Here is a 13,278-nt window from a genome sequence, read left to right on the forward strand (position 1 = left end):
AGCACCCATGCACGAGACCGTCACCCGCCGCGCCTTACTGGGCGCGGCGGCGGCCACCGCCGTCCTGACCGGCACCGCGGCCAGGGCGGATTCCCCAGATGGCGGCCGCGACCGCGGACGGCCCCAAGACGACTCCGCCGTGCTCCTCGGCCAGTGGGCCCAGGCGCCCGGCGCCCACCCGCTCGTCCCCGACGTCTCCCGGGCCGGGTACCGGCTGGGCGCCCGGCTCCCGCGCGGGGGCCGGGTGGTGACGCGGGTGACCGACCACGGCGCGCGGGCCGACGGCGTCACCGACTGCGCCCCCGCCTTCAACGCCGCGCTGAAGGCGGCCGGGCAACGCGGCGGCGGGGTCGTGCTGGTGCCGCCCGGCACGTACCTGCTGAACGCGCCCGTCTTCATGCACTGGTCGAACGTGGTCCTGCGCGGATCGGGCCGCGAGGCCACGATCCTGCACTTCGCCAGGCCCCTGGACGACGGCTACCGCCAGGCCCGCCAGTCCAACGGCAACAGCCGCTGGTCGTGGACCGGCGGCCAGGTCTGGTTCATCTCGCCGGAGCGCCGGGCGCTGTCGGAGGCCGAGGACTTCGCCGGCACCGAGAACTGGCTGGTGGGCGAGACCCTGGCCACGGTCGCCGCGGCCACCAGGGGCGCCCGCACGCTCATGGTCTCCGGCACCGCCGGCCTGCGTCCCGGCGACATGGTGATCCTGGAGACCGAGAACCGCCCCGACGCGGGGCTGCTGAAGCACGTCTCCGGCGACGTCCCCGGCGCCGCCGCCTACGACTGGCCCCGCCGCGCCCCGCAGTTGGTGACCGGATCGGGCGGGCAGTACATCCAGTACGCGAGCTTCCAGTGGCCCGTGCGGGTGCAGGAAGTCCTCGGTCCCCGGCTGGTCAGGCTGGCCCAGCCGATCCGCTACGACCTGCGTCCCGAGTGGCCGGCCAGGCTGCGCGCGATCGGCCCGGTCGTCCACGACAGCGGCCTCGAGCGGCTGACCGTCCGCAACGCCCTGGCCCCGATGACCGCGCACAACAAGCACCCGGGCGCCAACGGCGTCTGCTTCCAGGCGGTCCACGACTGCTGGGCCTTCGACGTGCGGGTGGAGAACTGCGATCTCGGCTTCGGCTTCACCACGGCCAAGTCCAACACGCTGAGCCGGGTGAGCGTCGGCGGCCGGGCCGCCCACCACAGCTTCGCCTGCCGGATGCAGTCGCACGACAACCTCGTCGAGGACTTCGAGATCGAGGCGTTCACGGTGCCCGTCCCGGCGGGCGCGGTGCACCACGGCCTCAACCTGGAGGGCCTGTCCTCGGGCAACGTCTGGCGCCGGGGCACGATGGCCGAGGGCACCTTCGACACCCACCGGGCGCTGCCGTTCGAGAACGTGCGCACCGACATCACGCTGGTCAACAACGGCCGGGTGGGCGGGTCCGGCGCCTCGGGGCCGTTGTTCGGGGCCCGGATCGCGCACTGGAACGTCCGCATCACGAGCGGCAGCCCGTACGCGCTGACCATCGGCGACGTGGCCCCGCGCAGCGTGTCGGTCGGCATCCAGGGCGCGAACGGCACCGGCAGCGAGCTCACCCCGGACTTCGCCGGCGACCTGGAGTCCTTCACCGCCCTGCACGGCGCCAAGCCCTCGGTCGCCGACCTCTATGCCGCCCAGCGGGAGATTATTGACAGGCACTGATCATCCGAAGAAGCTTTCTTTCGTGACGACAGGTCGTGGTGTCTTAGCCGTCCTAGCCCTTCTCCTCACGTACCTCCTCAACCCGGCGCAGGCGGCCGCCACCGCCTCCGCCGCCTGTGCCACCAACCCCGCCACGCCCAAGCGGCAGTTGCGGGCCATGTGGGTGGCCAGTGTCGCCAACATCGACTGGCCCAGCGCCACCGGGCTCAGCGCCGCCGCCCAGCAGGCGGAGTTCCGCTCCTGGCTGGACCTGGCCGTGCAGAAGCGGATGAACGCGGTCGTGGTGCAGATCCGGCCCACGGCCGACGCGTTCTGGCCCTCGCCGCACGAGCCGTGGTCGCAGTGGCTGACCGGCACCCAGGGCGGCAACCCCGGCTACGACCCGCTGGCCTTCATGGTCGCCGAGGCACACGCCCGCAACCTGGAGTTCCACGCCTGGTTCAACCCCTACCGGATCGCCAACCACGACGACCCCAACCGGCTGATCTCCTCACACCCGGCCCGGCGCAACCCCGGCTGGCGCTTCGCCTACGGTGGCAAGCTCTACTACAACCCGGGCATCCCGGCGGTACGCTCGTTCATCCAGGACGCCATGATGGACGCGGTCACCAGGTACGACATCGACGGCGTGCACCTGGACGACTACTTCTACCCCTATCCGGTCAGCGGTCAGGCGATCCCCGACGCCGCCACGTTCGCCCAGTACCCGGGCGGCTTCACCGACGTCAACGACTGGCGGCGCAACAACGTCAACCTGCTCATCCAGGAGCTCGGCCAGCGCATCCACGCCGCCAAGGCCCACGTGAAGTTCGGCGTCAGCCCGTTCGGCATCTGGCGCAACCAGAGCGCCGACCCGCTCGGCTCGGCCACCTCCGGCCTGCAGTCCTACGACGCGATCTACGCCGACACCCGCCGCTGGGTCAAACAGGGCTGGATCGACTACATCACGCCCCAGCTCTACTGGCACATCGGCTACAGCGTGGCCGACTACAAGGTCCTCACCGCCTGGTGGGCCGACGTGGTCAAGGGCACCCGCGTCCAGCTGTACGTCGGCCAGGCCGCCTACCGCGCCGGAGTCGACGCCAACTGGCAGCGCACCGCCGAACTCTCCGACCACCTCACCTACAACCGCCAGCACCCCGAGGTCCGCGGCGACATCTTCTTCAGCGCCAAGGACGTCAAGGCCAACCGCATCAACAGCATCTCCACGATGACGGCCGCCCACTACACCAGACCCGCCCTCATCCCCGAGTACGGCACCGCCGCCGCACCGGGCGCCCCGGCGATCACCGCGGCCACCCGCGGCGCCGGCGGCGTCAGCCTGAGCTGGCAGGGCCAGGGCGCCGCCTACGCCGTCTACCGGGTGGACGGCTCGCCCGCCACCGACCCGTGCTTCTTCGCCGATGCCCGCAACCTGCTCACCACCACCCGCGCCACCTCCTTCACCGACGCCGGCGCCGCCGCGGGCAGCACGTACACCTACTACGTGAGCGCGCTCACCCGCACCCACCAGGAGAGCGGGCCCAGCGCCGGCCGGGTCGTCACCGGAGGCGGCGGCGAGACCTTCAGCGTCGTCGTCGACAACCAGGACCCCGGCTTCGCCGCCACCGCCACCTGGGGCACCTCCGCCTTCTCCGGGCAGCGACACGGCGCCGACTACCGCTTCGCCGCGCCGGTCGCCGCCAGCGACCCCGCCTGGTTCAGCGCCGCCATTCCCGCCACCGGCAGCTACCGGGTCGAGGTCTGGTATCCGGCCGACCCCGGCTACAACAGCGCCACGCCGTACCTGGTGGCCGGGCAGACGATCAAGGTGGACCAGCGCAGCGGCGGCGGCGCGTGGCGCAGCCTCGGCACCTTCACCCTGCAAGCCGGGACCGGGAACGTGGTGGGCGTCAGCAGATGGACCTCGGCCACCGGCTATGTGATAGCCGACGCGGTACGGATCACGAAGGTGTGAGCCGTGTTTCAATGACCTCCTAGGCTGATCTAGGAGGAGCCATGCGTGGCTTACGTGCGTCAGCAAGTGTCCTCGCGATAACCCTCTCCCTCGCCCTGTTACCCACCACGGCGGTGCCCGCCGCCGTCACCGCGGCGCCGCCCGCCGAACCCGAGCCCGCCTCCCTCATGACGATCTCCGTGCCCGGCCGGGCGGCGTTCGACCGCCTGGTCGCGCAGGGGGCCGACCTCACCGAGCGGGTCCGCCCGCAGCCCGACGGCAGCATCCAGGTCGACGCGGTGCTCACCCCGAGCCAGCTCGCCGCGCTCCAGCCGCTCGGCATCGCCAGGGCGGACACGACCGCGCCCGCGCCGCCCCAGCAGAAGGGCAGCGCCCAAGCCGACCAGATCGTGATCGAGCGGGCGGTCTGGTTCAAGTCCCGCGACGGCTACTTCCTGTCCGTCGAGGCCACCAGCAGCGCGGGCGGCACCGCCGCGCTCACCGCGGCCTGGCGCGGCTCCCACGGGAGCGGCGGCACGGTCGCCATGGTTCCGTACGTGGACGCGGGCGCCTATCTCGGGCACCAGTTCACCACCCCGGCCCCGGCCGATCGGCGCCCGCAGTGGGTGACGGTCACCTCCGCGGGCGGCGGCAGCACGCAGGCCCGGGTCAGGGAATGGCCGGACGGCGAGCGGCCCGACCGGACGGTGCCCGGCTACCAGAAGGACTTCATCACCCAGTACATGCCGCCCGACCAGATCAACGAACGGGTCCGGGCACTGGCGAAGCGCTACCCGCACCTGGCCGAGATCATGGCTCTGCCGTACAAGACGAACGGCTACCGCCGCCACGCCCAGGCGCAGTTCGGGACCGTCGTGGTGACCTCGCTGGCCTACGGCTCCGAGGGCGGCAACGACGTGTCCGTCGAGTTCGTGGACCCCGGCGCGCCCGACCGGGCGCTCCAGGTCGGCGTGCGTGGCAAGAGCGTCACGGTCAGCCTCGCGACCGGCTCCGGTGGGCAGCTCACCAGCACCGCCGCCCAGGTCGTGGCCGCGCTCAACGCCGGGGCGGGCACGCTGCTGAAGGCGACGCCGTACCGCGACGACCCGGGGACGGGCGTGGTGGCGGCCGCGGCGCGCACCCCGCTCACCGACTTCCTCAAGGCGCCCGCGAGCGTGTCGCGCAAACCCGCGACCGTGCTGGCGTTGCGCGTCGGGACCAAGCGCAACGGCTCGCGCACCGGCGTGATCGCCTACTCGCAGGAGCACGCGCGCGAGTGGGTGACGCCGCTGGTCACGCTCGAGGCGGCCGAGCGGCTGCTGCGCAACTACCAGCGCGACCCCGCCACCCGCAGGCTGCTGAACCGCACCGAGATCTTCATCGTGCCCACGGTCAACCCCGACGGCGCGAACTACAGCTTCTACGACTTCAACCTCCAGCGGAAGAACATGGTCAACCACTGCCCCGCCGCACAGGCCGACCCGGCGCTGCGCAACACGTGGGGCGTGGACATCAACCGCAACTACGCCTCCGGCTCGCTGTTCGACGGCTACTTCGGCGCCTCGGCCAACTGCCAGAGCAGCGTCTACGCCGGGCCCGCCGAGCACTCCGAGGCCGAGAGCGGCAACGTGATCTGGCTGGCCAAGACGTTCCGCAACATCAGGTTCGCGCTCAACGTCCACAGCTACGGCGGGTACTTCATGTGGCCGCCCGGCGCGTACAAGTTCGACGGCCGGGTCACGCTGCCCCGGCCGAGCCCGGCCGAGGAGGCGTACTTCCTGCGGTCGGCGCGCACGATCGAGCAGGCCATCGCCGCCGAGCGCGGCACCGTCACCTGGCCGCAGCAGACCGGCCCGGTCACCGACGTGCTGTACTCGGCCGCCGGGAACTCCGCCGACGAGCTCTGGTACGACTACGGCGTCTTCGGCTGGGACTTCGAGGTCGGCAACGACCTGTGGGACCCCGCCACCAAGACGTGGCAGCCGGTCGGCTTCCAGCCGCCCTTCGAGGAGGGGCACAAGGAGGCGATGGAGTTCGCCTCCGGGCTGATCAGCCTGATCGGGGTCGCCGCCGACTACCGCTCGGCGGGGACGGCACAGCAGTGAGCGTACGTCCGCCGGAGTAGCGGCGCGACCGCTCCCCGGCGGACGCGACGGCGGCCGGGACGGAGGACGGTGGTGGCGTTCGCCCTCCGAAGGAGACCACCATGATCACGCAAGCCGTCCTGGCCGCCACGCTCGTCCTCACGCCCGTCCCCGACTGGGTCAGGAGGACCGCAGTCCCGCTGGTCACCATCGACCCGGCCGCGCCCTTGGACGACCTCGCGCCGATGACCCGCATGGTCGGCGGGGCGAAGGTCGTCGGCCTGGGCGAGTCCACGCACGGGGCGCACGAGGAGGCGCTGCTCAAGCACCGGGTGCTGCGGCACCTCGTGGAGAAGATGGGCTTCCGCACGATCGCCTGGGAGGAGGACTGGACCACCGGCCAGATCGTCGACCGCTACATCACCGAGGGCAAGGGCGACCTCGACGCCGTGGTCCGGCAGCTGACCACCACCTGGCAGGCCGAGGAGGTCCGGGACGTGCTGCGCTGGCTGCGCGGCTACAACGCCACCCACAAGGACAAGGTCCGCTTCGTCGGCGTCGAGTTCTACGCCACCCGTCCCGCCGCCTACGACGCCGTCGCCCGCTACGTGGCCAAGGCCGCCCCCGCCAAGCTCGACGAGGTCAAGGCCCACCTGGACGCCATCCGGCCGCCGTCGGACGAGATCGGCCCCTACTTCCGTGAACTGTTCGAGAGCGGGCGCGACATGAAGCCCTACATCGCCCACGCCCGCGCCGCCTACAACGCCGTCAAGAGCCTGCCGGAGACCCGCGCCCAGCAACTGGCCCTGCACAACGCCCGCCAGATCGTCTCGTTCCACGAGTACATTCACCGCAAGGGCGACACCGGCTACCGCGACCAGCAGTCCTCACGCAACCTGCGCTGGTGGCAGCGCCACTCCGGGGACAAGGTCGCCTACTGGGCCGCCAGCGCCCACACCGCCAACGCCCCCGACCTGCGCGTGTCCCTGCCGCCCATGCCCGAGCTGCGCTTCGCCACCGCCGGCTCGCACCTGCGCCGCTGGTACGGCCGGCAGTACCTGTCCATGGGGTTCACCTTCGACCACGGCACCCTGAAGGCCGGCAAGGTCCCCAGACCGCCGCGCGACTGGTACGACCGGCCGCTCGGGGACGCCGGCCTGCGGCAGTACGTCCTCGACCTGCGGGTCGGCACCCCGTCCCAGCTCTACCGGCCGGCCAGGATGCGGGGGATCGGCGGGTACGACCCCAAGCGGCCCTTCGACTACTACATGTACGGCGGCACGCTCCCGCAGTGGTTCGACGTGATCGTCCACCGGCAGACGATCACCCCGCTGCGGGTCCTCGGCTAACGGAACAACTGCCCGGGCGCCTCCCGGCCGGTGACGCCGCCGACGCACCGATACACCCGGTCGCCCTTCTCGAACCGCGCGGCGCTCGGCGGCAGCACCGTGGTCATCCAGCGGCTGCGCTCGACCTGCTCCTTGCCCCGACGGGAGGCCAGCATGGTCGCCACGCCGCAGACCTTCTTGATCGTCGGGTGGCGTTCGAGGTCCTGCTGGTCGTAGGTCTCGGAGTCGGCCGGGATGCGGCCCACGGCGAACGTCTCCCAGCTGTGCTTCTCCTCGCACCCGAGCCGCCTGGCCCGGGTGTCCCCGGCCACGATCGCCAGGCCGCCCCAGCACTCCGACTCCTTCACGCACGCCGCGCCCGCGCCTTTCACCTTGGCGGCCGGGCAGTTCTCGGTGTAGGTGTCCAGGCCGGGGAAGGCGGCGGGACTGGCCTGGCCGGTCTTGGCGGAGGAGGACGGCCCCGGCTGCAGGGTCGTGGCGCCCGGGCCGCGCAGCGCGTAGACCCCGACGGCCGCCCCGGCCCCGACCGCCACCACCAGCGCGGCCACCAGCCCCACGCCCTTGCGCGCCTGCTTCCGCCCGGCCCGCCTGGAGGACCGGGTGGAGGCGTCGCCGGGAGGGGACGTGGCCGGTTGGGATGGGACCCCGGGATAGCCGGGAGGGGAGGTGGCCGGTTGGGACGGGACTCCGGGATAGCCGGGAGGGGCCGGTTGGAAGGCGGGTGAGGGGGCGGCCTGCCGTACCGGAGTGGCGGGGTCGACGTGGACGGCGGCCAGGGCGTCGCGCAGGGCGGCGGCGCTGGGGGTGCGGTGGGCCGGGTCCGTCGCGAGCGCGTCGCGCAGGACGGCGGTGAGCTGCGGCGGCACGCCCGGCACGTCGGGCACGGGCAGGCGGTGCAGGGCGAGGATCGCGGCCAGGTTGGCGATGCCGGACTCGGGGAAGCGCGGCGGCCGGCCCGACAGCAGCGCGTAGAGGGTGGCGGCCAGCGAGTAGACGTCGCCCGCGGGGCTGGGCCCGGCCAGCTCGAATGCCTCCGGGGGCGCGTAGGCGGGGGTCAGGGACTCGCGGGTGACCGAGGCGTCGGGGCCGGATTCCGGCATCGTGGCCAGCCCGAAGTCGGACAGCGCGACGTGCCCGTACCGGTTGATGAGGATGTTGCCGGGCTTGACGTCGCGGTGCAGCACCCCCTGCGCGTGCGCCGCGGCGAGCGCGTCGGCGATTCGCACGCCGGCATCGCGCACCTCGGCCGGCGAGAGCCGCTTTCCCGCCAGCGACCCGCCCGGGCACAGCTCCAGCACCATGTACGGCCGGCCGTCGGGCAGCAGCCCGGCGTCGTAGACCGGCACGACGTGCGGATGCCCGGACAGCGCCCCGGCGGCGGTGACCTCGCGCAGGAAGCGCCGCCGGTCGCGTTCTGACAGCAGGACCCGGTTGTCGACCTTGAGCGCGACCTCACGGCCGACCGCGGACTGCAGGGCGAGGTAGACGATCCCGAACCCGCCCTGGCCGATGACGCCACGGATCTCGTACCCGGGCAGCGAAATGTCGGACACCTGGGGAAGCGTAGCGGTCTGCCACGACACCCGAGAGGGTCTAGTCCAGAGGGCGCTTCTCTCCCTCGGCGTAGGCGGCGGCGAACGCGTCCTCGCCCAGCGCCCGCCGAGCCCGCTGCGTGGCCCGTTCGATGTCGTCCAGCTCGCCGGGCGAGGCGGGGGTGGCATGGGCGGCCCGGGCCGCCGCGGCGGCGCCGAGCATCCCGGCCGCCTCCTCCGGCCCGGCCACCGTGGCCAGCGCCTCGAAGGTCGCGGCGAGGGTGCGCGGGTCGCCGATCTTCCTGGCCACCCCCAGCGCCTCCTCGAACAGGGAGCGGGCCGCCTCCTCCGCGCCCTGCGCCTGCCGTACGTGGCCGAGCTCCATCAGCACGGTCGGCATGAACAGCAGCGGGTCGGCGTCCGGATCGCGGGGCACCCCGGCCAGCATGGCGTTGAGGTGCTCCTCGGCCAGTTCGAGCCGTCCCGAGCGCCGGGCCGCGATCGTCAGGCCCATGCGGGCGAAGATCGTGCCCTCCTGGTAGCCCTGGCCCTCGGCCAGCCGGAGCGCGGCCAGGCAGGTGTCGACCGCGCGGTCGTAGTCACGCCGGTAGCCGGCGATCCAGCCGAGCCAGCACAGCCGCCGGACCTTGTCCGGCCACAGGCCCAGCTCCTCGGCGATGGCGGCGTCCTCGGTGAAGATCCGGGCCGCCTCGTCGTAGTCGCCGGTGATCTCGTTGAGCCCGCCCAGCCACTCGTTGGCCTGGAGCACACCCCACCGGTCGCCCAGCTCGCGGAACAGCCGGGCGCTCTCGTTGCCGATCTGGTCCAGCCGCTCCAGCTCGCGCAGGGTGAAGGCGTCCCTGGACTGCCGGCTGAGCGCCACCGCCACGCCCCAGGTGTCGCCGAGTTCGCGGCAGGCGGCCAGCGCCCGGGCCACGACCGCGGTCGCGGTGGCCATGTCGGTCAGCCCGTACTGCACGAACAGCTCGGCCCTGGCCCGGTCGGCCGGGTCGGCGATCTCCAGCGCGGCCTGCCAGTCCACGCTCTCGCCGAGCAGCATCGCGAACCCGGCCCGCCAGGCCCGCGCCCGCTCCAGGTCCGCCGGCGCCGCCGCATCCGGCTTGGCCAGGGCGGCGTCCAGCGACCGCAGGCCCTCGTGCAGCCGCCCGCGCAGGTACCAGTGCCAGGCCAGCGCGTTCACCAGCCGCAGGGCCAGGCCGGCGGGGGCGAGGTCGAGGGCCGCGCGCAGGTTGCCCGCGTCGGCGTCCAGCGCGCGCATCCACCGCACCTGCTCGCCGCCGCGCAGGTGCGCCCCGGCGCGTTCGGCCAGGTCGGTGTAGTAGGCCGCGAACGCCTGCCGGACCCGGTCGCCCTCCTCCGCCTCGTCCAGCCGCCGCCGGCAGTACTCGGCCACCGACTCCAGCAGCCGGTAGCGCATCCCGGAGGCCCCCTCGGCCACGGTCACCAGCGAGCGGTCGACCAGCCGCGCGAGCAGCTCCATCACGTCGAGCCCGCCGTCGCCGCAGACGGCCTCGGCCGCGTCCAGCGTGCACCCGTCGGCGTGTACGGCCAGCCGCCGCAACACCACGCGCTCGTCGTCGGTGAGCAGGGTCCAGCTCCAGTCGATCATGCCCATGAGCGTCTGCTGCCGGTCGGAGACCCCGCGCTGCCAGCCGGACAGCACCCGGAACCGGTCGTCGAGCCGGGCCAGCAGCTCGTGCACGCCGAGCGAGCGCACGCGGGTGGCGGCCAGCTCGAGCGCCAGCGGCAGCCCGTCGAGCCGGCGGCACAGCTGGGCGACGGGCGCCGCGTTGCCCGCGTCCAGCACGAAGGCGCGGGCCGAGGCCGTGGCCCGCGCCATGAACAGGCGCACCGCGTCGGAGTTCGCGACCGCGTCGAGATCCTCCACGTCGGGCAGCCCGAGCGGGGGCACGCTCCACAGCACCTCGCCCGCCACGCTCAGCGGCTCCCGGCTCGTGGCCAGGATCCGCAGCCCCGGCGCCGCCCGCAGCAGCGTGTCGGCCAGCTTGGCCGCCTGGTCGATCACGTGCTCGCAGTTGTCCAGCACGAGCAGCATGCGCCGGCCCCGCAGCGCGTCGGCCAGCCGGTCCAGCGCGTCGCCCGGGCCCGCGCTGTCGCGGATGTCCAGCGCGGTCAGGACGGCGTCGGCCAGCGAGGCCGTGTCCCGGTCGTAGGCGGCCAGCTCCACCAGCCAGGCGCCGTCCGGGTAGGCGCCGGTGAGCCGGCCGGCGACGGCCAGGGACAGGCGCGTCTTGCCGACGCCGCCGGAGCCGGTCAGCGTGACCAGGCGGCTCGTGCCGAGCAGGTCCCGCACCTCGCCGACCGCGCCGGCGCGGCCGATGAGGTCGCTGACGGTCGCGGGCAGGTTGGTGGCCGGCCGCCGGCCGGGCCCGCTGAGCTCCGGGTCCTGGCGGAGGATCCTGGCCTGCAGCTCGGCCAGCTCCGGCGACGGGTCGAGGCCGAGCTCGTCGGCCAGCCGCTCGCGCAGCTCGCCGTAGGCGGCCAGGGCCTCGCTCTGCCGTCCTGCCCGGTAGAGGGCTTGCATGTGGACCGCGCGCAGGCGTTCGCGCAGCGGGTGCTCGGTCACGAGTTCGGCCACGTCGACGGGCTCGCCGGCGGCCAGCCGTACCTCGGCGAGCTCTTCGACCGCGGTCAGCCGCTGCTCCTCGAGCTTGGTGATCGGGGCGCGCGTGAACTCCATGTCGGAGAAGTCCGCGTACGGCGAGCCGCGCCACAACTCCAGGGCCTCGGCCAGGCGTCCCTCGCCCGTCAGGCGGGCGAAGCGCAGCGCGTCCACCGCGTCCGGCGCGACCTGCAACTGGTAGCCGGGGGCGCGGGAGACGACGAGGTTCTTGCCGCCGGGTTCGGCGTCCTCCAGGGCCTTGCGCAGCTGCGAGACGCGCACCTGCAGCGCGGCGGCCGGGTTGGCCGGCGCGTCGTCGCCCCACAGGTCGTCGACCAGGCGGTCGGTGGAGACCACGCGGCCGTCGTGGGCCAGCAGGTCGGCCAGCAGCGTGCGGACCTTGAGACCGGGGATCGTCACGACCTCTCCGGCCTCGGTCCATACGGTCAGCGGCCCGAGCACTCCAAAACGCATACGAAGCACCTTAAGGCGCTGGAAAGGAGACCAGAAGCGGAGCCCGGCACGGTGGAGCCATGAACACGAACTCCGCCGCCGGACGGCGCGCCTGGATCGCCCTGGCAGTCCTCAGCTCGATCGCGCTGCTGCTCTCCATCGACGTCAGCGTGTTGTACCTGGCGCTGCCGCACATGAGCGCCGAGCTCGGCGCCACCGGCCCGCAGCAACTGTGGATCATGGACATCTACTCGTTCATGCTGGCCGGCTTCCTCGTCACCATGGGCACGCTCGGCGACCGGATCGGCCGGCGCAGGCTCCTGCTGGCCGGAGCCGCCGCCTTCGGCGTGCTGTCCGTCGTGGCCGCCTTCTCCGCCAGCGCCGAGATGCTGGTCGTGACCCGGGCCCTGCTGGGCGTCGCCGGGGCCACGCTGATGCCGTCGTCGATGGCGCTGATCCGCAACATCTTCCACGACCCCAAGCAGATGGGGGCGGCGATCGGGATCTGGTTCAGCTGCTTCATGGGCGGCATGGCCGTCGGCCCGTTCGTGGGCGGGCTGCTGCTGGAGCACTTCTGGTGGGGCTCGGCCTTCCTGCTCGGCGTGCCGTTCATGCTCGTGGTGCTGCTCGCCGGTCCGGCCGTGCTGCCGGAGTACCGCGACCGTACAGCCGGCCGCCTCGACCCGGTGAGCGTCGTGTTGTCGCTGGCCGCGATCCTGCCGCTCATCTACGGGCTCAAGGAGGTCGCCCGGGGCGGCTGGCAGCTCGTCCCCGTCGCCGCGCTGGTGGCTGGCCTGGCGCTCGGCGCCGTGTTCGTGCGCCGCCAGCGCCGCCTGGCCGACCCGCTGCTCGACCTGCGCCTGTTCGGCAACCGTGCCTTCGCCTCCTCCCTGACGCTGATGCTGCTCGGCGGCGTGGTGATGGCCGGGATCACGCTGACGGCCACCACGTTCCTGCAGTCGGTGGCCGGGCTGTCCCCGCTGGCGGCCGGGCTGTGGATGGTGCCGCCGAGCCTGATCATGATCGTCGCGCTGTCGGCCGGTCCGATGCTGGCCCGGCGGGTCCAGCCCGCCTACGTGATGGCCGGCGGCCTGGTGCTGGGCGCGGCCGGGATGGCGCTGATGACGCTGGCCACCCCCGGCAACGGCGTGGCCTTCGTGATCCTCGGGCTGGTGGTGGCCCAGGCGGGCATCGCGCTGCCGATGAGCCTGAGCAACGGGATCATGATGGCCGCCGCCCCGGCGGAGAAGGCGGGTTCGGCGGCCGCGATCGCCGAGACCAGCGGCGAGTTCGGGGTGGCGGTGGGCGTGGCCGCGCTGGGCAGCCTGGCCGCCGCGGTCTTCCGGGCGGGGCTGCCGGAGGGGATCGCCGCGGACACCATCGCGGGTGCGGCGGCCGAGACGGCCCACCAGCCGCTGCTGCTGGAGGCGGCGCGGGCGGCCTACACCTCGGGCCTGCACGCGGTCTCCGGCCTGGGCGCCCTGGTCTTCCTGGGCCTGGCCGTGCTGACCGTGGTGGTGCTGCGGGAGCGCGGCGTCAGGGCGGAGCCGGTGCCGGCCGCCGCGTGAAGGATCACCCGCTGACCGCAAG

General features: G+C 73.3%; 7 protein-coding genes. 5 read left to right on the plus strand and 2 right to left on the minus strand.

From position 1 onward, the window contains the following. Positions 1-7: 7 nt before the first annotated feature. From FVE25_RS48875 to FVE25_RS48890, 4 genes are all read left to right on the plus strand, one after another. Positions 8-1,690 (plus strand): glycosyl hydrolase family 28-related protein, encoded by a 1,683-nt coding sequence (locus FVE25_RS48875; RefSeq protein WP_157249775.1) that lies wholly within the window; start codon positions 8-10, stop codon positions 1,688-1,690. Beyond that, positions 1,656-3,647: a family 10 glycosylhydrolase gene (locus FVE25_RS48880; RefSeq protein ID WP_157249776.1), complete on the plus strand. Its 1,992-nt coding sequence runs from the start codon at positions 1,656-1,658 to the stop codon at positions 3,645-3,647. Before FVE25_RS48875 ends, FVE25_RS48880 begins: the two co-directional genes overlap by 35 nt. A gap of 41 nt (positions 3,648-3,688) precedes the next feature. Continuing rightward, positions 3,689-5,731 (plus strand): M14 family metallopeptidase, encoded by a 2,043-nt coding sequence (locus FVE25_RS48885; protein WP_157249777.1) that lies wholly within the window; start codon positions 3,689-3,691, stop codon positions 5,729-5,731. Between the two features lie 101 nt (positions 5,732-5,832). Beyond that, positions 5,833-7,059, plus strand: coding sequence for an erythromycin esterase family protein (locus FVE25_RS48890; RefSeq protein WP_157249778.1), 1,227 nt, complete (start codon positions 5,833-5,835; stop codon positions 7,057-7,059). Here FVE25_RS48890 and FVE25_RS56690 read toward each other — a convergent pair. Both FVE25_RS56690 and FVE25_RS48900 read right to left on the minus strand, forming a co-directional pair. Continuing rightward, entirely contained in the window at positions 7,056-8,612 is a 1,557-nt protein-coding gene (locus tag FVE25_RS56690; RefSeq protein ID WP_219825651.1) for a serine/threonine-protein kinase, read from the minus strand. The two genes, FVE25_RS48890 and FVE25_RS56690, sit on opposite strands and share 4 nt — an antisense overlap. Positions 8,613-8,652: 40 nt before the next feature. Further along, complete coding sequence (locus tag FVE25_RS48900) at positions 8,653-11,709, minus strand: AfsR/SARP family transcriptional regulator (RefSeq protein WP_157249779.1); 3,057 nt, start codon at positions 11,707-11,709, stop codon at positions 8,653-8,655. A 59-nt stretch (positions 11,710-11,768) separates the two neighbouring features. Between FVE25_RS48900 and FVE25_RS48905 the strand changes: the two genes are divergently transcribed. Continuing rightward, a complete protein-coding gene (locus tag FVE25_RS48905; protein ID WP_157249780.1) occupies positions 11,769-13,256 on the plus strand; it encodes an MFS transporter in 1,488 nt (495 codons plus the stop codon). The last annotated feature ends 22 nt before the right edge of the window (positions 13,257-13,278 follow it).

The organism is Nonomuraea typhae (assembly GCF_009760925.1).
GTDB classification, from domain to species: domain Bacteria; phylum Actinomycetota; class Actinomycetes; order Streptosporangiales; family Streptosporangiaceae; genus Nonomuraea; species Nonomuraea typhae.

What these genes read in the sequence shown, in the direction of transcription:
- FVE25_RS48875 (WP_157249775.1), top strand. Translation starts at nt 8, where the DNA reads ATGCACGAGACCGTCACCCGCCGCGCCTTACTGGGCGCGGCGGCGGCC.
- FVE25_RS48880 (WP_157249776.1), top strand. Translation starts at nt 1,656, where the DNA reads ATGCCGCCCAGCGGGAGATTATTGACAGGCACTGATCATCCGAAGAAG.
- FVE25_RS48885 (WP_157249777.1), top strand. Translation starts at nt 3,689, where the DNA reads ATGCGTGGCTTACGTGCGTCAGCAAGTGTCCTCGCGATAACCCTCTCC.
- FVE25_RS48890 (WP_157249778.1), top strand. Translation starts at nt 5,833, where the DNA reads ATGATCACGCAAGCCGTCCTGGCCGCCACGCTCGTCCTCACGCCCGTC.
- FVE25_RS48900 (WP_157249779.1), bottom strand. Translation starts at nt 11,709, where the DNA reads ATGCGTTTTGGAGTGCTCGGGCCGCTGACCGTATGGACCGAGGCCGGA.
- FVE25_RS48905 (WP_157249780.1), top strand. Translation starts at nt 11,769, where the DNA reads ATGAACACGAACTCCGCCGCCGGACGGCGCGCCTGGATCGCCCTGGCA.